The following is a 20,904-nucleotide window of genomic DNA, read 5'->3' on the forward strand; positions in this document are numbered from 1 at the left end:
ATCCAAACCATACCCTAAGCAATATCGCTACGGCTGAATTCCTCCCAAAGAAAATCAATCAACGTCCGCACCGACGGCAGCAACCCGCGACGTGACGGGAATATCGCATGCACGATCCCGCACTTGGGGGCCCAGCCCGGCACCAGTTCCAGCAGGCGTCCGGCGGCAATGTCATCGCGCACCACCACGTTGGGCAAGTGGGCGATGCCAATCCCCGCAAGCACCGCGTGACGCAGCGCCAACAGGTCATCGGTGACCATTCGCGGCGCATGTCGAATCACCGCACTGGCGCCATCGGCGCCGAACAGTTCCCACTGGTATTCACGCTGCGCCGCCCCCCAATGCAGGCTTGGCAGGCCGCTGAGGTCGGCCGGGGCAGCGGGTGACGACAGACGTTCGCCAAACGCCGGAATGCCTACCAGGCTCTGGGTGCTGTTGCCCAATACCTTCATCACCATGTCGGTGTTTTCCAGCGGCGGAAAGCGCACCCGCAGGGCGATGTCGAAACCTTCGTGGATCAGGTCGACCCGGCGATTGGTGCTTTCAATGAACAATTCCACTAACGGGTACTTGAGCATGTAGCGGGTCAGCATCGGCCCGACCCAGGAATTGAGCAGGGCGGTGGGACAACTGATGCGCACCAGCCCCTGGGGTTCGGAGCGATTGCGTTCGATCAGTTCGGCGGCGCTTTCCGCTTCCACGCGCATGGCCAGGCAGCGCTGGTAATAGGCCTGGCCGATTTCGGTCAGCGAGCAATGCCGACTGGTGCGGTGCAGCAGGCGCACGCCGAGGCGCTCCTCGAGCTCGGCGATACGCCGGCTGAGCTTGGACTTGGGCATGTCCAGTGCCCGTCCGGCCGGGGCGAAACCGCCGTGTTCCACCACTTGGGTGAAGTAGTAGAGCGTGTTGAGGTCTTCCACCATCGTTCTCCATATAGAACGCTAAGGCCGATTTTTGCAGTCTAGTGCATCAAAGGCGATGGTTTTAAGCTTTCTCCATCGCGTCACACAACAGAATTGGAGAGGCAGGATGAAAAACATCATTGGTATCTACACCAGCCCACGCCCCCATTGGGTCGGCGACGGCTTCCCGGTACGCACACTGTTTTCCTACGACAACCTGGGCAAACACATCAGCCCGTTCCTGCTGCTCGATCACGCCGGTCCCGCTGATTTCACCCCGACCACTGAACGTCGTGGCGTTGGTCAGCATCCGCACCGCGGCTTCGAAACCGTGACTATCGTTTACAAGGGCGAACTGGAGCATCGCGACTCCACCGGCAGCGGCGGCAAGATTGGCCCGGGCGACGTGCAGTGGATGACCGCGGCGTCGGGGATTCTCCACGAAGAATTCCACTCCGAAGGCTTCGCCAAGAGCGGCGGCACCCTGGAAATGGTGCAGCTGTGGGTCAACCTGCCGGCCAGGGACAAAATGGCCGACGCCGGATACCAGACGATTCTCGATGACGACATCCCGAGCATTGCGCTCAAGGACCAAGCCGGCAGCCTGCGTTTGATCGCCGGTGAATTCGACGGCCACACCGGCCCGGCGCGGACCTTCACGCCGATCGATGTCTGGGACCTGCGCCTCAACGCCGGCAAGCCGCTGACCCTGGACCTGCACGAAGGACGCAACACCGCCTTAGTGGTGCTGCGCGGCACGGTGCAGGTCGATGGTCGGGAACTGGTGCGGGAAGGGCAGTTGGCGTTGTTCGAGCGCGACGGCCATCAGCTCAGTCTGGAAGCCGATAACGACGCCGTGGTGCTGCTGCTCAGCGGCGAACCGATCGATGAGCCGATCGTCGGTCACGGTCCGTTCGTAATGAACACCGAGCAGGAGATTCATCAGGCTTTCGCCGACTTCCAGTCCGGCCGATTCGGCCAGATGAACAGTTGAACAGGCGACAGCGCTGTGCCGTGCCAGGGATTGCTGACTACGCTTGCCTGTCCGCGATTGACAAAAAACAGAGTTCACTCACGCCGGCACCGTTCGGCATCGATTAAAAGCGAGGATTTGCCATGACTACTTCTTATAAACGTCTCGACAAGGATAACGCCGCCGTTCTGTTGGTGGATCATCAGGCGGGCCTGCTGTCTCTGGTGCGCGACATCGAACCGGACCGTTTCAAGAACAACGTGCTGGCCCTGGCCGATCTGGCCAAGTACTTCAAGCTGCCGACCATCCTCACCACCAGCTTCGAAACCGGCCCCAACGGCCCGCTGGTGCCCGAGCTCAAGGCGCTGTTCCCGGACGCGCCCTACATCGCTCGGCCTGGCCAGATCAATGCCTGGGACAACGAAGACTTCGTCAAGGCGATCAAGGCCACCGGCAAGAAACAACTGATCATCGCGGGGGTCGTGACCGAGGTGTGCGTGGCGTTCCCAGCGCTGTCGGCGCTGGCTGAAGGCTTCGATGTGTTCGTGGTGACGGACGCTTCCGGCACTTTCAACGAACTGACCCGGCAATCGGCCTGGGACCGCATGTCGTCCTCCGGTGCGCAACTGATGACCTGGTTCGGCCTGGCCTGCGAGCTGCATCGCGACTGGCGCAACGACGTGGAAGGCCTGGGCACCTTGTTCTCCAACCACATCCCGGACTATCGCAACCTGATGACCAGCTACAACACCCTGACCAACAGCAAGTAACCCTGGCACACATCGCCCTCTGCAGGAGCCGGCTTGCTGGCGATAGCGGCAGCGCAGTCACCGATTCAGTGACTGTCAGACCCCCATCGCCAGCAAGCCGGCTCCTACCGTGCTTTGTGGTGTTCCGAAGGCATCAATTGCTCCTACACTGTGCCCATCCGCACGTGTCTGGAGTCGCTCGATGTTGTCCCTGCTCACCGATCACCCCTTGCTCTGCGCCCTGGTCCTGATCCTGATCGACCTCGGCCTGTGGCGGTTGCTCAGTGCCAGTGGCAGCCACTGGAAACTGGTGGTGCGGCTGGTGATTTTCTCTCTGTTCAGCGTCGTGCTGTTCAACGAAGGCTTGAACCCGCTGGAGCCGGCGCCCTGGGCTGACAACATCCCGCTGCACCTGGCAGCGATCGGTTTGCAGATCGGTTGGTGGTTGTTCGGCGCGCGGACCCTGACGGTGCTGATCGGCGCCGTGATGATGCAACGGGTCGGGCACACCGGGCGGTTATTGCAGGATCTGCTCGGAGCGGTGATCTTTCTGATTGCCATCATCGCCGCCCTGGCCTATGTGCTCGAACTCCCGGTCAAGGGCGTTTTGGCCACGTCCGGCGCGTTGGCGATCATCGTCGGGCTGGCCCTGCAAAGCACCCTCAGCGACGTGTTCTCCGGGATCGTCCTCAACACCACCAAGCCTTATCAACTGGATGACTGGATCTCCATCGACGGCACCGAAGGCCGGGTCACCGACATCGACTGGCGCGCCACACGCCTGCAGACCGCCCAGGGCAGCATGGCAGTGATCCCCAATTCGCTGGCGGCCAAGGCCAAGATCATCAACTTCAGCCGCCCGAGCGATATTTTCGGCGTCTCGATCAGCCTGCAACTGAGCCCCCACACCCGTCCGAACACGGTGATCGAAGCCCTGGAGCGGGCGATGCAGGGCTGTCGCCAGTTATTGAGCAAACCGGCACCCAGCGTTTCGTTGAAAAGCTCCAGCAGCGCCGGGATGGAATACGAAATCAGCGGTTTCGTCGAGTCCATGGATCAGAAACGCATGGTACGCAACCAGCTGTTCGACCTGGCGTACCGGCACTTGCACGCCTCCGGCGTCAGCCTGTTGTCGAGCGTCGAATCGAATGCCCCGGCCAACCTGTCTCGGCCACGGGCATTGCTCGACGCCTCGAACATCTTCTCGAGCCTGCGTCAGGAAGAGAAGGAAACCCTCAGCCAGAACATGACACTGCAAACCTTCCGCGCCGGCGAACTGATCCTGCCGGCAGGGGAGGTCAGCGATCATCTGTTGATCATCGAGTCCGGGGTGGTCTCGGTGGAGCTGAGCCGTGGTGGAGTCCTTTTCGAGTCTGGACGGATGGGGCCGGGCGAGGTGATCGGCGAGGGCGGGATCCTGTCCGATACGGCGCTGCCGGCGCAATTCACCGCCAAGACGTTCTGCAGCCTGTACCGGATCGAGAAGGAATACCTCAAGCCCTGCCTGGATGCGCGGCACGACATCAGCGAGGCGATGAAGGCGCTGCTGGATTTCCGCTTGAACAAGGCCCGGACGCTGACTCAGGAAGTGCCTGAGGTTGTGCAGAAACGGGGGTTTCTGCAGTGGTTGCGCAATCGAGCGTAGGGGTTCGAACGTCACGCAGGCGGCTACAATCGACTGGGCCGTCAGTTGGCGCCTGGTGAACACGCAGTTCACCGATCAGAATGCGGTCATCCCTGTTCCTGTCCTCGAACGGGGATTGGCATCCTCGACTTCCCAATAATTGGCTATTTGCTGCCTGCCGGTGCGGGATTAACGTAGTTCCACACCTTTTGTAACTGGAGCCCGCCATGAAACCTCGTATCGATTTCTACACCGCTTCCCCCGACGCCCTCAAAGCCATGATTGCCCTGGACACCGCAGTGGCGAAACTGCCACTGGAAAAATCACTGATCGAACTGGTCAAGCTACGCGCTTCGCAGATCAACGGCTGCGCCTTCTGCGTCGACATGCACACCGCCGATGCCCGCAAGGCCGGCGAAACCGAACGCCGGCTGTACGCGGTCTCGGTCTGGCGCGAAACGCCGTTCTTCACTCCCCGGGAACGCGCGGCACTGGCCTGGACCGAATCCCTGACGCAGCTGAGCCAGACCCACGCGCCAGACGAACACTACGAACAGGCATCCGCCCAGTTCACCCCCAAGGAACTGGTCGACCTGACCGTGGCGATTTGCACCATCAATAGCTGGAACCGGTTGGCGGTAGGTTTTCGCAAGATGCCCCAGGAGTAACACCAAGGTTCAAATATGCACTCGCCACGGTATGTAGTCGCACCTTGAGTATCAAGGGCATTATCGCCATGGCGAGGATGAAACGGACTATAGTCATCTGAAGGACGTTTCTGTAGGACCTATGTAGGAGTGTTCTGATTCTACTTTCAGCGTCGAGGGAGGTGCATTTTTTGGCGTAATGCTGCGGTATATTGCGAACACATCTAATTTAACAAGTGTGTTCATATGCGACTTTATATCTTCCAGTGTTTTCGATTGCTTGGGTTCATCGCCTGCTGTCTTATGGCAATAACCCCAGCATTGGCCAACAACGATGGCGCAGACACCTCGGTCACTATCGAGAAAGATATTCGCACGCATGTGATCAACGCAGACGGCAGCTTTATAGCCACCAATGACGTAGTGGTCTTGATTAACGAAGAACGTGCCGTCAAGGTTTATGCACAATATTACTTGAACTACAATCGAAGCCTTGAAAATCTTGAGGTTGTCGAGGCATTCACGCAAAAGCCGGATGGTCGAAAGTTTGCGGTCCAGCCTGACCAGATCAAAGAGCAACAGGAGCGCGGATCAGCAGACGCGCCAATGTTCCAGGATACTTTAGTCAAGGTGGTCATCTTTCCCGACGTCGCTGTGGGGGACCGCCTTATTATTCGATCCAGGACACATCGCCACACTGCATTGTTTGCGCAGCACTTCGAGTCGTTATCCAATCCCACGCCTCACCCGACCAGGCAGTACACCCTTGTTTATGACTTGCCGCAGAGCATGCCATTGTACGCCGATACTAGAGGCTTCAAGGCCAGCGATCCTGTCACTATGTCGGGACGAACCATTTACCGTTGGGACAATATCCCTGAAAAAAAAGCGCGTATCGAAAATGGCTCTGTCGCCTATCAGGATTACGGCCAGTATCTGGCAGTTTCTACCTTTCCTGACTTCAATGCCTTTGCCCAGGCTTACGATGCCCGGGCCAAGAGTCGTGTGACAGCAGACATCAGTCAGTTGGCACTAACGATAACTGGCCACATGGTTGACCCTCGGGAAAAAGCGATTGCCCTGAATGATTGGGTCCGAAAAAATATCCGCTATGTCGCAGTCTATGTGGGGGCGGGCAGTGTCGTTCCTAATCCGGTCGAAACGATTCTGTCGAATCGCTATGGAGACTGCAAAGATCACGTGGCGTTGTTGGAGTCATTGCTCGCGGCGGTAGGTATAGAGAGTACACCTGCGCTTCTTAACGCCGAGAACGCGTATACCTTGCCCAAGGTTCCAACTTTGGGCGTGATCAATCATGCTATTACTTATATTCCGACTCTCGACCTTTATCTGGACTCCACCGCAGAAGGGGTTGCGGGCGGTTATCTGCCCATTTTCATTCTGGATAAACTTGTCGTTTTCAGCAAGTCAGGAACGCTGGGTCGTACACCTTCCACCCAGGACGGAAAGGTTGAGAGCAATACGGTGTTCAAGGTTCGCGCAAACGGTGACGCCGACTTTACTCACTCATCCCAAATCACCGGTTGGGCAGCAGAACCCAACCGTTACGCTTTTAACTCAATGAGCGCCGTTGATAGAAACCAGTTGGTGCAAAAAGTACTTGCGAGCTACGGACAGACAGGTAAAGGAGCGTTCAGCGCTACCCAACTTGAGGCTGGCAATAACGAACTTTCAATAAAGATGGTCGGTCTGTCGGAGAATCTGGTTGCCTTTCCTGGGCCTACGGGCGTTTTCACTATGAGCAGCTTCGCGGGAGGCATTGCGCAGAACGTTTTTATCTTCGCAGCGGAGAGAGATCGTGTTCAGGCTTTTACCTGCATCTCGGTAATGATTGAGGAGCAGGCGCGTTTTGAATTTGCAAAAGAGGTCAGTATTGTCGCGGTGCCTAAGTCGATGACTTTGCGCCAGGAAAAGTTTGAGTACATTTCCAACTACTCAAAAGAGCCTGGCGCAGTGGTCGTTCGTCGATACCTCAAGTTTCACAACCCCAGTGCGTTATGCAGTCCTGAAGATTTCAAAGGCATGAGTTCAGTGATTGCCTCCATGATAAGCGATTTGAAATCACAGATTGTGGTTCAGGTTCAATAGGATTGGAAAATTCAGGGTGTCGCAAAAGAGCCGGTATCAAGAGAGTGCGTCGAAGTTGACCGGCGGATTGGAGGCCGCACAGCCTCCAGTTAATTGATCTAACGTATAGACCCACGAGCGTTCTCAATGAGCATCCGCACTCGGCGCAGCCGGTGGTTGTACCTTGCGCATCAAGGGCACCATCGCCGTGGCGAGGATGAAACCGACCATGATCATCAGGAACGCGTCGCCGTAGGTTTGCGTCTGGGCTTCACGATAGGTCAGCAACCAGAGTTGGCGGAGGCTGGCAGTGACGCCGACGTCGCCGCTCTGGCCAAGCGCGGCGAAGTTGTTGCCGACCTGGGCCAGCCACTGGTTCAAGGCTTCGTTGCTGCTGTTGAGGTTTTCGGCCAGTCGGGTGAAGTGCAGGTTGGTGCGGTCATTGAGGATGGTTGCGCACGCGGCGATGCCGATGGCGCCCCCCAGGTTTCGCATCAGGTTGAACAATCCTGAGGCATGCTTGAGCCGCGAGGGTGCCAGTCCGCCGAGGGTCAAGGTGACTGCGGGCGGCACCGCCAGTTGCTGGGCTATCCCGCGCAAGGCTTGGGGCAGCATCAATTCTTTGGCCCCCCAGTCGTGGGTGATCGGGCTGAAATCCCACATCGACAGGGCGAACAGCCCCAGGCCGGTCATCATGATCCAGCGCAGGTCGATGCGGTTGGCCAGGAAGGCATATAGCGGAATCGCCATGATCTGGAACACACCGGTGGAAAAAACCGCCAGGCCAATGTCCAGCGCGCCATAACCTCGCACCCGGCCGAGAAACAGCGGCGTCAGGTAAATAGTGGCGAACAGGCCAATCCCGGTGACGAACGAAAAGAAACAGCCGAGGGCGAAGTTGCGGTCTTTCAAGGCGCGCAGATCGACGATCGGGTTGGCCACGTGCAAGGTGCGGCCGATAAACGCGAGGCCGGCGAGGCCGCTGATCCAGGCAGTGGTCAGGATGGTGCTGTCGCTGAACCAGTTCCAGCGCGGGCCTTCTTCGAGGGTGTATTCAAGGCAGCCGAGGAACAGTGCCAGGAACAGCATGCTCAGGTAGTCGGCGCCTTTGAGCAGCGACAGTTCCGGCTGGTCGATCTTCACCAGCATCGGCACCGCCACCGCGACGAAAATCCCCGGTATCAGATTGATGTAGAACAACCAGTGCCAGGACGAAATATCGGTGATCCAGCCACCGATCACCGGCCCCAGGGTTGGTGCCAGTGAGGCCACCGCGCCGATGGTTGCCGCAGCGATCACCCGTTGTTTGCCGCTGAAGAAAATAAACGCGGTGGTAAACACCAACGGGATCATCGAACCGCCGAGAAACCCCTGCAGTGCACGGAAGGCAATCATGCTCTGGATGTTCCAGGCCGCGCCGCACAGCAGGCTGGCCAGGGTGAAACCCACCGCCGAAGCGCAGAACAGCCAGCGGGTCGAGAACACCCGGGACAGCCAACCGGATAGCGGAATCACGATGATTTCAGCGATCAGGTAGCTGGTCTGCACCCACGCGGTTTCGTCGGTGCCCGCGGAAAGTCCCCCGCCGATATCACGCAACGAGGCGGAGACGATCTGGATATCCAGCAGGGCGATGAACATGCCGATGCACATGCTGGCGAAGGCGAAGACCTTGGTCGCCGTCGCCATGTTCGCCGCATTGAACGGTGCTGCGGGAGTGGCAAGGGTGCGGCTCATGGTGCGCTGGCCACGGCTGTGGTTTCAGGCCCTTGGCGGGTGTCCACTTCAGCGGTCACCGACAGGCCCGGACGAAGATGGCCGAGCACGCCGTCGGCCGGGTCGAGCAGGATCCGCACCGGCACCCGTTGCACGATCTTGGTGAAGTTGCCGGTGGCGTTTTCCGGTGGCAGCACGCTGAATTGCGAACCGCTGGCCGGGGCGAGACTGTCCAGGTGACCGTGGAATTCCTGTCCCGAGAGTACATCGGCACGAATGATCACCCGCTGGCCGGGCGTCATGCGTGCCAGTTGATCTTCCTTGAAGTTGGCGTCAACCCACAGTCCTCGGGCCGGCACGACCGACAGCTGTTGTGAACCGGCCTGGGCATAAGCGCCGACTCGCGCCCGACGATTACCGATCACGCCATCGATAGGCGCGCGCAGTTCGGTGTAGCCAACGTTCAGTCGCGCCAGGTCGCGCTCGGCCCGGGCCTGCATCAACGCGGCGCGGGCTTGTTGTTTCTGGGTTTCGATCACGGCCAGCTGGCGTTGTGCGGCCAGCAGTTCGGCCTGGGCCCTGGCACTCAACGCCTGGGCCGTCTTGAAGGTGGCGTCGGCGCGCTGGGCACTTTCCACCGAGACGGCATTGCTGCTGACCAGGCGTTTGTAGCGTGCGTTGTCATCCCGTGACCGAGCCGTCTCGGCGCCGGCGGCATCGATCCCGGCGCGAGCCTGGCCGATCACCGCGTGCTGCAGTAGTTCGGTGGCGTCGAGATTGGCAAGCAGTGCTTGCTCGGCGGCCACCGCACCTTCGGCCTTGGCCAGGTTGGCGCGGTAGTCGCGGGAATCCAGACGAATCAGCACATCGCCGGCCTTGACCTTCTGGTTGTCGGTGACCAGCACTTCTTCGATGTAACCTGCGACCTTTGGCCCGATCACCGTCACGTCGGCGCCGATGTAGGCATCGTCGGTTTCTTCGATGAAGCGGCCGGCGGTCCACCAGTGAGTTGCGTACAGTCCGACGAATACCAGAACCGCCAGGGCGGCAGTCAGCAGCAACAGCCGTTTGAGCAGGGCAGGCTTGGAGGATATCGCTGGGACCGCAAGGTCGGGTTCTAGGCTGGGCATGCTGGTCATGGTGGTTGCCTGGGTAGAGGATTGTTATTACGACCATAATATGATGCATGTAATATTTGCTTGCAATTGATTTTTGCTGCCGGTGGTCGGGTCGGAAGTAGGAAACCGGACGGTGCAAAAAGGCTGGAATGTAGGAGGCGGTAAACAGATTTGTAGGACATCTGCAATGTGTTACTCAAAAGTAGGAGGTGATAAGTAACAAAATTAAATAAGGATGTAGGAAGCAGGAAGTTGCAAGTAAGAATGATCAAGTAAAAGTAGGGCGCCGGTTGCTCGAAGATATCTAAGGCGTTTAGTCGTCGTAATCGCTGTATTGCATAAAACGATCTATGCGCCAACTATTAAACACATAGACGAAACGGCATCGCGCCCTTTCAAAACTGCCAGGAAGCCAGGTGCCGAATACTGTTCGCGTTGTAGCTCGTCGTCCCCAAACTCGCTCGCCGTTGCCGGCCTTGTTACTGGGTCTGAGTATTTCACCGCTCTATGGCGCCGAGTCTTCCACGCCCGGGCAGGAAGTATTACGCCAACAACAACAGCAACAACGCGACCTGCAGCAAATGCAACTTGACCAACGCCGCCGACAACTGCAGCGCGGTAGTTTGGGTAGTGCGCCGACCGCGCCTGAGACATCCGAAACACAGGCTGTCGATGAGCAATGCTGGTCCATCAACGGGGTGCGCGTCGGTGGCGTCACGCTGATCAACCGCAAGACACTCGACCAGCGCATCACCCCGAAATTGTCGCCGTGCATGGGCGCGAACCAGATCAACCAGGTGCTGGCGGCCATCACCGCGCTCTATGTTCAGGCGGGTTACATCGCCAGTCGACCCTACCTCAGCACGGCGCCAGAAACCGGGAAGTCGCTGGATATCCTGGTGGATGAAGGCTACGTCGAGTCGATCGAACTGGCCGACCAGAGCCTGCCGGTTGCCCTTGGCGGAGCGTTTCCGGGGATGCTCGGCAAGGCGCTGAACCTGCGGGATCTGGAACAGGGTCTGGATCAATTGAACCGCCTGCGCTCGGTGGACCTGAGCGCCGACATCGCCCCCGGCAGCCAGCCTGGCGCCTCGCGGATCATCTTGCGCTCGCGCTCCCGGGATCAATCGCGCTGGGCGTTGAACCTGGGCCTGGACAATCTCGGCAGCGCCAGCACCGGGCGCGACCGTAATACGCTCAATCTTGCTCTGGACTCTCCACTGCAAATCAATGATCTGTTCAATGTAAGTTTCGGCGACACCGTCAATCAGGGCGATCGCTACAGCCGCAGCGCCAGCCTGTATTACGCCATTCCCTACGGCTATTGGACGTGGAGCGTCTTGGCCAGCCACGCCGAATACCGTGCACCGTTGAAACTGAGCTACCTGACGTTGCACAGCACCGGCACGACCGACCAGCTCAGCCTGCGCGCCGATCGAGTGTTATGGCGCGGCCAGGGCCATCAACTCAGCGCCAACCTGCAACTGGCCCACAAGGATGTCGACAGCTACCTGGGGATCACGCACCTGGGCATTCAGAGCCCGACCCTGACCGTGGCCGAAGCCGGGCTGAATCTGTTCTGGCTCGACAGTGCGGTGTGGAACCTGGACGTCAATTACGCCCAGGGCCTGCGGTGGTTGGGCGCGGACGATGATGCCGAGCGTTGGTTGAACCGTCAGCCTAAGGCGCAGTTTCGCAAGTACCGCGTCAGCCTCGGTCAGTGGCGCAATGGCCGCTTTGGCCAGCAGGCCTGGCAATGGCAAAGCCAGCTCAATGTGCAATACAGCCCTGACCCATTGCCGGCCATCGAGCAGTTGCTGGCCACCGACGATTCGGCGGTGCGCGGATTTCGCATCAACAGCGCGTCCGGTGCCAGCGGGGCTGTCTGGCGCAACACCTTGCGCCTGCCATTGCACACCGACTTGCCGGTGCAGATCACCCCGCGCCTGGGGCTGGACAGCGGTGTGGTCCAGGCCGATCGCGGCGCCCCCAGTCAACGCCTGAGCGGGGGTAGCGCCGGGGTCAACCTGAGCTGGAAAAGCCTGCAAGTCGACCTCGATTACCAACGCAGCTTCAGCCTGCCCAGCCATTTCAAGCACGAGCCACCGACCTGGCTGGTGCGCGTGGGATTGCAGATATGAACCTAATAAAACTGCCGATGGTGCTGTGCGCGCCAGCCACGGCAGTCCTTCCAGCGCGCCGTGATATTGCACTTGAATTGAGAGGTTTTTATGTCAGCAAAACCCTTTGCGTTTCATCTCGCCCCCGGCGGCAAATTGCGCTGGGCGATTGCCAGCCTGTTTCTCATCGCGCCCGTGCCCAACGCCCTGGCGGCGGGGGTGGTGGTCGCGCCCGGGCCCGGCGGCACCGCGCAATTGCAAACCCGGGACGGCGTGCCCATCGTCAATATCGTTGCGCCCAACGGCTCCGGGCTGTCCCATAACCAGTTTCTCGACTACAACGTCGACCGCCAGGGCCTGGTGTTGAACAACGCCCTGCAAGCCGGGCAGTCGCAACTCGCCGGGCAATTGGCCGCCAACCCGCAATTCCAGGGGCAGGCGGCGAGCGTGATTCTCAACGAAGTGATCAGCCGCAACGCCTCGGCCATCAATGGCGCTCAGGAAATCTTCGGCCGTGGCGCCGATTACGTGCTGGCCAACCCCAATGGCATTTCGCTCAATGGCGCCGGTTTCATCAACACGCCAAACGCGCATTTCGCGGTCGGGCGTCCCGAGCTGAACGAAGGCAAGCTGCAAGCCCTGAGCACCCGCGATGCCACGGGTGAGCTGAGCATCCGGGGTGCGGGTCTCCAGAACAGCGAAGGCTCGATCAACCTGATCGCTCCGCGTATCGACAGCGAGGGCAGGCTTGGCGCTCGCGATGACCTGAACCTCACGGTCGGGCGCAACTCAGTGGATTACGCCAGCGGGCAGGTGCGGTACGTCGACCCGAGCGGTCACAGCAGTGACGGCCGCATCGACGCCAGCCTGTTCGGCGCCATGCAGGCCGGGCGCATCAATATCATCAGCACCGCTGAGGGCGCGGGTGTGCGAGTCGGCCCGGTGCAGGTGGCAGGTCGAGACGGGGTGCAGATTCGGTCCTCCGGCGACCTCGTCATCAGCGGCGGTCCCGGATCGGACAGCCTTGATGTGGTGCGCGCTGGCGTGCACAGCAGCCAGGGCGATGTCGGCTTGCACAGCGGCAAGGATTTGATTCTGGCGGCGGCCGATGTCAGTGGCCGTGACGTCAAGGTCGGTGCCGGCCGCAACCTGAGACTGACCACGGTCGAAAGCCGCAAGCTCCAGGAAAAACGCGACGACTGGAAAAAAAAGACCCTTGGCATTACCTGGGAAACCTACGAGCAGACCCAGAGCGAGAGCGATTCGCGGCAGCACGGCAGCCAGATTATTGCCCGCCGTGACGTTGATCTGTCCTCGGGTGGCGATACCGAACTCAAAGGCGCCCGGGTCGAGGCGGCGAAAGACCTGCGGGTGCAGAGCGGCGGCGATCTGCACCTCACCGCAGCCATCGAAACCCCAACGAAATCCGAGCAGGGCAAACACCGCAAACACCTGTGGAAAGAAAGCTGGGATAACCGCACTGAAGAGCAACGTAGCGTCACCACCCAGTTGAAGGGCGACACCGTCGCATTGACCACGGCCGGATTGCTGCGCACTGAAGGCGCACAAGTGACCGCCGAGCAGGATATCCACATCGCCGCCAAACAGGTGGAAATCACTGGCGTCCCCAGCATCGGACTCATACGTAAAAAGAATTATTCCGGCGATCTGGTGGGCGGCGGGTTCTTTGGCAAGACAGGCGATACGGATCAAGGCAACACCCGGCACCAGGGCAGCGCGATCAATGCCGCCGGCAAATTGATCGTCAAGGCCGACGACGTTCGCGTCAGCGGTAGCCAGGTGCGCGGCGGCACAGAGGCCAGCGTGATCAGCGACAAGGGTTCGCTGATCATCGATGGCGTGCAGGACGAGTCCCATCTCAACAATCACAACAAGGACAGCAAATTCTTCGGCATCAGCAAAAATGAAACTCGCGAAAATACCCGGGACAACACCACGGTGCGCAGCGAGTTGACGTCGGACACCAACCTCACCCTCAAGAGCGCCAGGGACATCGAAGTCGCGGGATCAACGGTCAAGGCGGGCGGTACGCTCACTGCAGATGCGGCGGGCGATCTGAATGTGCATTCGGCGCAGGACACCGTCGACAGCAGCAATACCACGGCCAGCCGCGGCGTGGATGCCTACGCCAGGGAGAACGCGCCGGCTGCCGGCCAGTACAGTGCAGGTGTGCGTTATGAAGACAAGACGCAAACACTCACCGACAGCGAAGTGCGCCAGCAAGGCTCCAGCCTCGCCGGGTCTGACGTGCAATTGACGGCAGGTGGCGACCTGACGCTCAAGGGAGCCGAGGTCACGGCCACCGCGGGCGATACGTCCCTGACGGGCAAAACCGTGGCACTGCTGGCCGAACAGGACAGTCAACACACCTCGACGGACCGGCGCAGCACCAGCGGCGGTTTCAACTACACCGGCGGCCTTGATCGGATAGGCAGTGGCCTGGACTTCGCGAATTCGACGTCCCGGGACACCCGCGACACCACCACTGCCCAAACCAGCAAGGTCCAGAGCAGCGGCAGCCTGAACATCACTGCCGAAAAACTGATCACTGAAGGAGCGCAAGTCAGTGCTGGCAAAGGCCTGGTGGTCGACGCCGGGGAAATCGACAACCGGGTGGCGCAGGATACGGACAGCAGTACACACAAGGAAAGCAGCTGGCAGGCAGGCGTAGGCATCGATCTCGCGTACAAGGACATCGCCCGTCCCATCGCCGATGCCGTCAAAAGCGCCATCGACGCAAAAGTCCCGGACGTGGGCGCATTGGGCAAGCTCGGTCAGCCTGATATCGGGGTCAGCGTCGCCATCGGTCATCAAAATGCCGACCGCCAGGTGCGCATCGGCAGCGATGTGGTCAGCGAGTTCAAGGGCGGCACGGTAGACGTCAAGGTTGCTGGCACTTTGCAGGACCAGGGCACCCGGTACGAAGCCAGCGCCGGGAAGGTCAATATCAGCGCCGACCGGTTGATCGCCAACGCCGCCAGCATCACCCAAGGCAGCATCGATCAGGCGCTGGACGCCAAGGTTGACGTGCGGGTCTACACCAAGACCGGCCAGGATGTGAACGTTGCGGGCAGCGGTGAGGGTGGCAGCCGTCAGACACAGAAAAACACGTCCACCGCGGTGGTCGGCAGTTACACCGGCAGCCAGGGGGTGAACATCAACCTGGGGGGCGACGGGCAGTTCGAGGGCAGCCGGTTCGATGGCGGGGAGGGGGGCGTGACGATCAAGGCCGATGGCGAACTGGCGCTGAATCAGGCCAACGACCGTCAGGACAGCGATACGTCCAGCCTGCGCGGCAAAGCCGCGCTGACAGTTGGCACAATGCCGGGCACAAACGGTACCAATATCGATCTCGGCGCCGGTTTGCAGCTCGATCATAAAGGCAGTCAGGTCCGGGACAGCCAGGCCCGTGTCGCCGATATCCAGGGTCAAGGTCCGGTAGAACTGAGCAGCGGTGGCGATCTGCTGTTGCAAGGGACCAGGATCGACACACCGAGCGCGATAGACCTCAAGGCCGGCGGCAAACTCGGTCTGCAAGCGGCCAGCGACACCCACCTGGTCAAGGGCAGCAATCTGGGCGGCGGCCTGGATCTGGGCGGCAGCAAAACCGGCACGGAGAACAGCGTCGCCAAGACCGGCACCCTCGGCATCAATTTCAATGCCGGTCGGGTTGATGAGTCGGCGCAGACCTTGACGGGCGTCCAGCTCAAGAGCCAGGACAGGATCGGTCTCAGCGGCGATTCCATCTACCTGCAAGGCACCCGGGCGGACGCGCCGCATGTGCGTCTCGACGCACGGACGGGCGGGATCCAGGCGCAATCCGGCCAATCCACGCAGAACCGCAACAACAGGAGTCTTGAACTCAAGGCCGGGGGCAACCTTGGCAGCAGCACCCCCACTGCCACCGAAGGCGTCGCGTCCAATGACTATGGGTTGAATGCCGGCGCCAAGCTCGGGGTGGATCAGCTCAACAGTACGACTGAGCAGAACAGCCGGATCACCGCGGACAGTGTCGAGCTCAACAGCGCAGGCGATGTGCAATTGGCGGGGGCGCGGATCGATGCCGGGAAGGTCAGTGGCACGGTCACAGGCAATCTGAGCGTCGAAAGCCGTCAAGACCACCAGACCACGACCAAGACTGATCTTGACCTGGGGCTGACCGGCAAAAAAGCAGCGCCGGTCGAGCAGGACAAGCTGGCGCAAAACAGCGGATTCAAAGCGCTCGATTACAAGCCGACCCTCAAGTTCGATGGCACCTATGCGTACAAGGACAGCGTGGGCCAGGCTTCCGGAATCAGCGGTACACAGGGGGTGAATCTCAGGGTTGGCGGCACGACGCAATTAACGGGAGCACGGATTGCATCAGCAGAAGGCCGCGTCGGTTTGGGTGGCTCGGGGGTCAGTACAACGACCTTGAGCAACCTGGATTACAGCGTCAAGGGCGGATTGGATCTGCCGCAAAAACCGGGGATCGAGGGCAGCAAACCCGAGATCTCGATTGCCGATGAGCTCGGTATCAAATTCGGCCCCGGGAACCTTGGTGGTCGTTTCGACAGGCAAACGTTGCAATCGGGGATTGACGAGAACAAGGGTTAAGTAAGCTCCGCGCAACCATGGACGGGGTCTGGATGAGCTTTGGTTTTCATTCGGACCCTGTTCTGGTGGTGTCTACCTGTAAGAATGATCCAATGGATTGTCCCTGGGGCGGGCAGACGAGCCGCAACCGGGCTGCCCGTCGTTTTTTTGCGGATAACCGGAATTGGCCTGACAGGCGCCTGTCCGGAATCCATTGCTTCCAGTTAATAGGAAGCATTACTATTCACGCCCCGTCTCCACAGCACGCCGCAATGACCCCCAAGCTGCCCCGCAGACACGGCTTTTTCGAGCATTACGAAGAGTTGGTTGGCACCTGGACCCGTCGCCTGAGAAATCGTCAGCAGGCCGAGGATCTGGCCCACGACACCTTCGTGCGGGTGCTTGAGTCCGATTCGGCAGCGGTGGAGCAGCATCGGGCGTACTTGCACCAGACCGCGCGCAATATCGCAGTGGATGGTTACCGGCGGGAGGATCGGCGGGGCGCCATGGCGTCGGAGGCGATCGATCACAGTGTGTCGTCGTCCGGCGACCCGGAGCATTTCATGCATGCGATCCAGTTGGCTGATTCCATCGAGCGGGCGCTCGGCGAACTTCCGGTCAACTGCCGCAAGGTGTTCGTGTGGCAGAAGATCGAAGGCCTGACCCAGGCCGAAATCGCCGAACGCCTTGGGCTGTCCAAGAACATGGTGGAAAAGTATATGATCCGCACCCTGCGGCATTTGCGCGACCGTCTGGACGGGTTGCAACGATGATCGGCCGCGCCTTCTCATCCCCGGCCAAACAGGACCTTGCATGATGGATACTCGTGATTGCGCATGCGGGCAGTCAACGGTTCGCGACGAGGCGGCGCAGTGGTTTGTGCGCTTGCAGGAACCGGCCGTGGACGTCGAAGAACGCCGACGCTTCGAGCGCTGGCTGAACGAACATCCCCAGCATCACGACGAATATCAATTGCTTGAGGGGCTGTGGACGGCGGCTGACTTGCTGCCTGCGGCGCGCCTGCAGGCATTGTGCGAGAGCCCGCCGACCCGCGGCAAACGGCGCCCGCTGCTGCGTTATGCGGTGGCCGCCAGTGTGTTGGCCGTAACGGTCGGGTTGGGCGTGTTCAGCCAGTTGAATCAGCCGGCGAGTTACACCGCCGAGTTTTCCACCGCCTTGGGCGAGCGACAGCAGGTGGCGTTGCCGGACGGCTCGGTGATCGACCTGAACAGCCGTAGTCACGTTCAGGTGCGCTACGAACATGACCGGCGCCGCATCGAGTTGACCCAGGGCGAAGCGATGTTCAGCGTCGAACACGATACACGCCGGCCGTTCGTGGTCGAGGCGGGCAATGGCAAGGTCACGGTCACCGGCACCCGTTTCGATGTGCGTCGTGGCGCCTCTGAAACCCGGGTCGTGGTGGAGCAGGGCACGGTCAAGGTCCAGGGGCGGGACGCTGCCGACAACGATTTCATCAATCTCTCCGCCGGCCTGGGTACGCGGGTCGACACCCAGGGCAAAGTCGCCGCCGCCTACGCAGTTAACCCTGCGGAACTGACCGCCTGGCGCAGCGGCAAACTGGTGTTCAACAACGCCAGCCTGCGCGACGTCGCCGAGGAAGTGTCGCGCTACCGGGAGAAACCGCTGACCGTGAGCAGCGACAAAGTCGGCAATTTGCGCCTGACCAGCGTGTTCAAATCCGACAACACCGACGCGCTGCTCAAGGCGCTGCCAAACATTCTGCCGGTGGCCGTGCGGACCCTCGATGATGGCAGTCAGCAAATAATTTCAAAATAGATTCAGGTTTTTTTCGAGTTCATCGTCTTCTAGTCCAACTGCAACTGGTTTGCATTAACAAACGCACACTCTTGCGATCCACAGGACTAGGTTCGACGTGAAAAACTCCACCGCTAACAACAACAAATTCCCTTGGTTGCCCCTGGCCCTCGCACTGGCGGTTAACCTTGCGTTGCCCCAGGCCTTTGCCGCCGACGCTATTCACATACCGGCGCAACCCCTGGGCCAGGCCTTGAGTGAACTGGGCCAGCAAACCTCGCTGCAGGTGTTTTTCAGCCCTGAGCTGGTCGCCGGCAAACAGGCCCCGGCGGTGGATGGCGACCTTTCGCCGGAAGACGCGCTGCGCCAGCTGCTGCAGGGCAGCGGTCTGCACTACCAGATCGATGAAGGTTCGGTGACCTTGCTGCCTGCACCCGGTGGCGCTGCCAATGGCCCGCTGGAGCTGGGCGTGACGGACATCAAGGTGGTCGGCGACTGGCTCGGCGACGCGGATGCCGCCGTGGTGCAAAACCACCCGGGCGCCCGTACCGTGATCCGCCGCGAGGCGATGGTCGAGCAAGGCGCGATGAACGTCGGCGACGTGTTGAAGCGCGTCCCCGGTGTGCAAGTTCAGGAGGCCAACGGCACCGGCGGCAGCGATATTTCCCTGAACGTCGGCGTGCGTGGCCTGACCTCGCGCCTGTCGCCACGCTCCACCGTGTTGATCGACGGCGTGCCGGCAGCCTTCGCCCCGTACGGCCAGCCGCAACTGTCCATGGCACCGATTTCTTCCGGCAACCTCGACAGCATCGACGTGGTTCGGGGTGCCGGTTCCGTGCGCTATGGACCGCAGAACGTCGGTGGTGTGATCAACTTCGTGACCCGGGCGATCCCGGAGAAGGCTTCGGCTGAAATCGGCAGCACCCTGGAGACCTCGCAGCACGGAGGCTGGAAGCACATCGACACGGCATTCGTCGGCGGCACCGCGGACAACGGCATCGGCGTGGCGCTGTTGTACTCGGGCGTGAACGGCAACGGTTACCGCGAGCGCAACCACGGCAACGACATCGACGACGTGCTGCTCAAGACCCACTGGGCGCCCACCGATGTCGATGATTTCAGCCTCAACTTTCACTACTACGATGCCAGCGCCGATATGCCCGGCGGCCTGACCCAGGCACAGTACGACGCCAATCCGTTTCAGTCGGACCGTAACAACGACAACTTCAGCGGGCGCCGCAAGGACGTCTCGTTCAAGTGGACCCGGCAGCTCGACGACCGCACCCAGGCCGAAGTGCTGACCTATTACACCGACAGCTTCCGTGGCAGCAACATCGCCGCTCGGGACCAGAGGACCCTGGGCTCGTTCCCGCGCACCTACTACACCTTTGGCATCGAGCCGCGGGTGTCCCGTGTGTTCGACGTCGGCCCGACCACCCAGGAAGTCAGCGTCGGTTATCGCTACCTCAAGGAAGCCATGCACGAAGAGGCCAGCCGCCTGGCGCTGGTCAACAACGAGCCGGTGGTGCGTCCGGGGTCGGACGGCCATGTGTACCAGGATCGTACCGGCGGCACTGAAGCCAATTCGGTGTATGTCGACAACAAGATCGACGTCGGCAACTGGACCATCACCCCGGGCATCCGCTTCGAACACATCAGCACCGACTGGCACGACCGCCCCGTACTCGACACCGCGGGCCGGCCGGTGCCGGAAAAGCGCCGCAGTATCGAAAGCAACGAGCCGCTGCCGGCCCTGAGCGTGATGTATCACCTGTCCGATGCCTGGAAGCTGTTCGCCAACTACGAAACCTCGTTCGGCAGCCTGCAGTATTTCCAGCTCGGCCAGGGCGGCACGGGTGACGAAACCGCCAATGGCCTTGAGCCGGAAAAGGCCAAGACCTATGAACTCGGCACTCGCTACAACAACGATGCGTGGGGCGGTGAAGTGACGCTGTTCTACATCGACTTCGATAAAGAGTTGCAATACATCAGCAACGACGCGGGCTGGACCAACCTCGGCGCGACCACGCACCAGGGCATCGAGGCGTCGGTGCACTACGACATGGCGGCATTGGACCCACGCCTTGACGGTCTGACCGCCAACGCCGGGTTCACCTATACCCGCGCCGTCTATGAAGGGGAGATTCCAGGGTTCAAGGGCCGTGACCTGCCGTTCTACTCGCGCCAGGTGGCGACCGCCGGCCTGCGGTATGACATCAATCGCTGGACCTACAACCTCGATGCCTTTGCCCAGTCCAAACAGCGCTCGCCGGGTGTTGCCGTGAATGCCGACGGCAGCTTCAGCGGCAATTACATCACCGAAGGTACTGCGGATGGCCAGTACGGCGACATTCCAGGTTACGTCACCTGGAACGTGCGTGGCGGTTATGACTTCGGCCCGACGGTTTCGAACCTGAAAGTTGGTGCCGGGGTGAAGAATATCTTCGACAAGCAATACTTCACCCGCTCCAGCGACAACAATTCGGGTATGTACGTGGGTGCGCCGCGCACGTTCTTTGTGCAGGCCAGTGTGGGGTTCTGATATCGCGAAATTGTGCAGCCCTGATTGTTCCCGCAGGTTCATCATTGAACTGC

Annotated in this window: 13 protein-coding genes; 10 read left to right on the forward strand and 3 right to left on the reverse strand. The window is 60.4% G+C overall.

Annotated elements, in window-relative coordinates:
- Positions 1-14 precede the first annotated feature (14 nt).
- Complete coding sequence (locus J2W17_RS02965) at positions 15-923, reverse strand: LysR substrate-binding domain-containing protein (RefSeq protein WP_307328924.1); 909 nt, start codon at positions 921-923, stop codon at positions 15-17.
- Positions 924-1,029: 106 nt separating this feature from the next.
- On the opposite strand from J2W17_RS02965, the gene J2W17_RS02970 reads away from it, so the two are divergent.
- The 5 genes from J2W17_RS02970 to J2W17_RS02990 all read left to right on the forward strand — a co-directional run bounded on the left by J2W17_RS02970 (position 1,030) and on the right by J2W17_RS02990 (position 7,004).
- Positions 1,030-1,896, forward strand: coding sequence for a pirin family protein (locus J2W17_RS02970; RefSeq protein ID WP_307328927.1), 867 nt, complete (start codon positions 1,030-1,032; stop codon positions 1,894-1,896).
- Positions 1,897-2,018: 122 nt separating this feature from the next.
- The gene (gene ycaC / locus J2W17_RS02975) at positions 2,019-2,645 is read left to right on the forward strand and encodes an isochorismate family cysteine hydrolase YcaC (RefSeq protein ID WP_150747341.1); all 627 of its coding nucleotides are present in this window, start codon (positions 2,019-2,021) and stop codon (positions 2,643-2,645) included.
- A 181-nt stretch (positions 2,646-2,826) separates the two neighbouring features.
- Entirely contained in the window at positions 2,827-4,269 is a 1,443-nt protein-coding gene (locus tag J2W17_RS02980; protein ID WP_307328932.1) for a mechanosensitive ion channel family protein, read from the forward strand.
- 206 nt (positions 4,270-4,475) lie between these two features.
- Entirely contained in the window at positions 4,476-4,916 is a 441-nt protein-coding gene (locus J2W17_RS02985; protein ID WP_307328934.1) for a carboxymuconolactone decarboxylase family protein, read from the forward strand.
- Between the two features lie 225 nt (positions 4,917-5,141).
- Positions 5,142-7,004, forward strand: coding sequence for a DUF3857 domain-containing transglutaminase family protein (locus J2W17_RS02990; RefSeq protein WP_307328937.1), 1,863 nt, complete (start codon positions 5,142-5,144; stop codon positions 7,002-7,004).
- Positions 7,005-7,127: 123 nt separating this feature from the next.
- Here J2W17_RS02990 and J2W17_RS02995 read toward each other — a convergent pair whose 3' ends face one another.
- On the reverse strand, positions 7,128-8,720 hold the full coding sequence (locus J2W17_RS02995; protein WP_307328940.1) for a DHA2 family efflux MFS transporter permease subunit: 1,593 nt from the start codon (positions 8,718-8,720) through the stop codon (positions 7,128-7,130).
- Positions 8,717-9,838 (reverse strand): HlyD family secretion protein, encoded by a 1,122-nt coding sequence (locus J2W17_RS03000; protein WP_307328943.1) that lies wholly within the window; start codon positions 9,836-9,838, stop codon positions 8,717-8,719. The genes J2W17_RS02995 and J2W17_RS03000 overlap by 4 nt, the downstream gene beginning before the upstream one ends.
- Before the next feature lie 395 nt (positions 9,839-10,233).
- Between J2W17_RS03000 and J2W17_RS03005 the strand changes: the two genes are divergently transcribed.
- The 5 genes from J2W17_RS03005 (at position 10,234) to J2W17_RS03025 (ending at position 20,851) form a co-directional block, all read left to right on the forward strand.
- The gene (locus J2W17_RS03005; RefSeq protein ID WP_307328946.1) at positions 10,234-11,958 is read left to right on the forward strand and encodes a ShlB/FhaC/HecB family hemolysin secretion/activation protein; all 1,725 of its coding nucleotides are present in this window, start codon (positions 10,234-10,236) and stop codon (positions 11,956-11,958) included.
- Positions 11,959-12,048: 90 nt separating this feature from the next.
- On the forward strand, positions 12,049-16,554 hold the full coding sequence (locus J2W17_RS03010; RefSeq protein ID WP_307328949.1) for a hemagglutinin repeat-containing protein: 4,506 nt from the start codon (positions 12,049-12,051) through the stop codon (positions 16,552-16,554).
- Between the two features lie 251 nt (positions 16,555-16,805).
- Entirely contained in the window at positions 16,806-17,306 is a 501-nt protein-coding gene (locus tag J2W17_RS03015) for a sigma-70 family RNA polymerase sigma factor (protein WP_307328952.1), read from the forward strand.
- Between the two features lie 40 nt (positions 17,307-17,346).
- Entirely contained in the window at positions 17,347-18,330 is a 984-nt protein-coding gene (locus J2W17_RS03020; RefSeq protein WP_307328956.1) for a FecR family protein, read from the forward strand.
- A 97-nt stretch (positions 18,331-18,427) separates the two neighbouring features.
- Positions 18,428-20,851, forward strand: a complete 2,424-nt coding sequence (locus J2W17_RS03025) for a TonB-dependent siderophore receptor (RefSeq protein WP_307328959.1) — start codon at positions 18,428-18,430, stop codon at positions 20,849-20,851.
- The last annotated feature ends 53 nt before the right edge of the window (positions 20,852-20,904 follow it).

It is taken from the genome of Pseudomonas lini (assembly GCF_030812475.1).
Classification (GTDB): Bacteria; Pseudomonadota; Gammaproteobacteria; order Pseudomonadales; family Pseudomonadaceae; genus Aquipseudomonas; species Aquipseudomonas lini_A.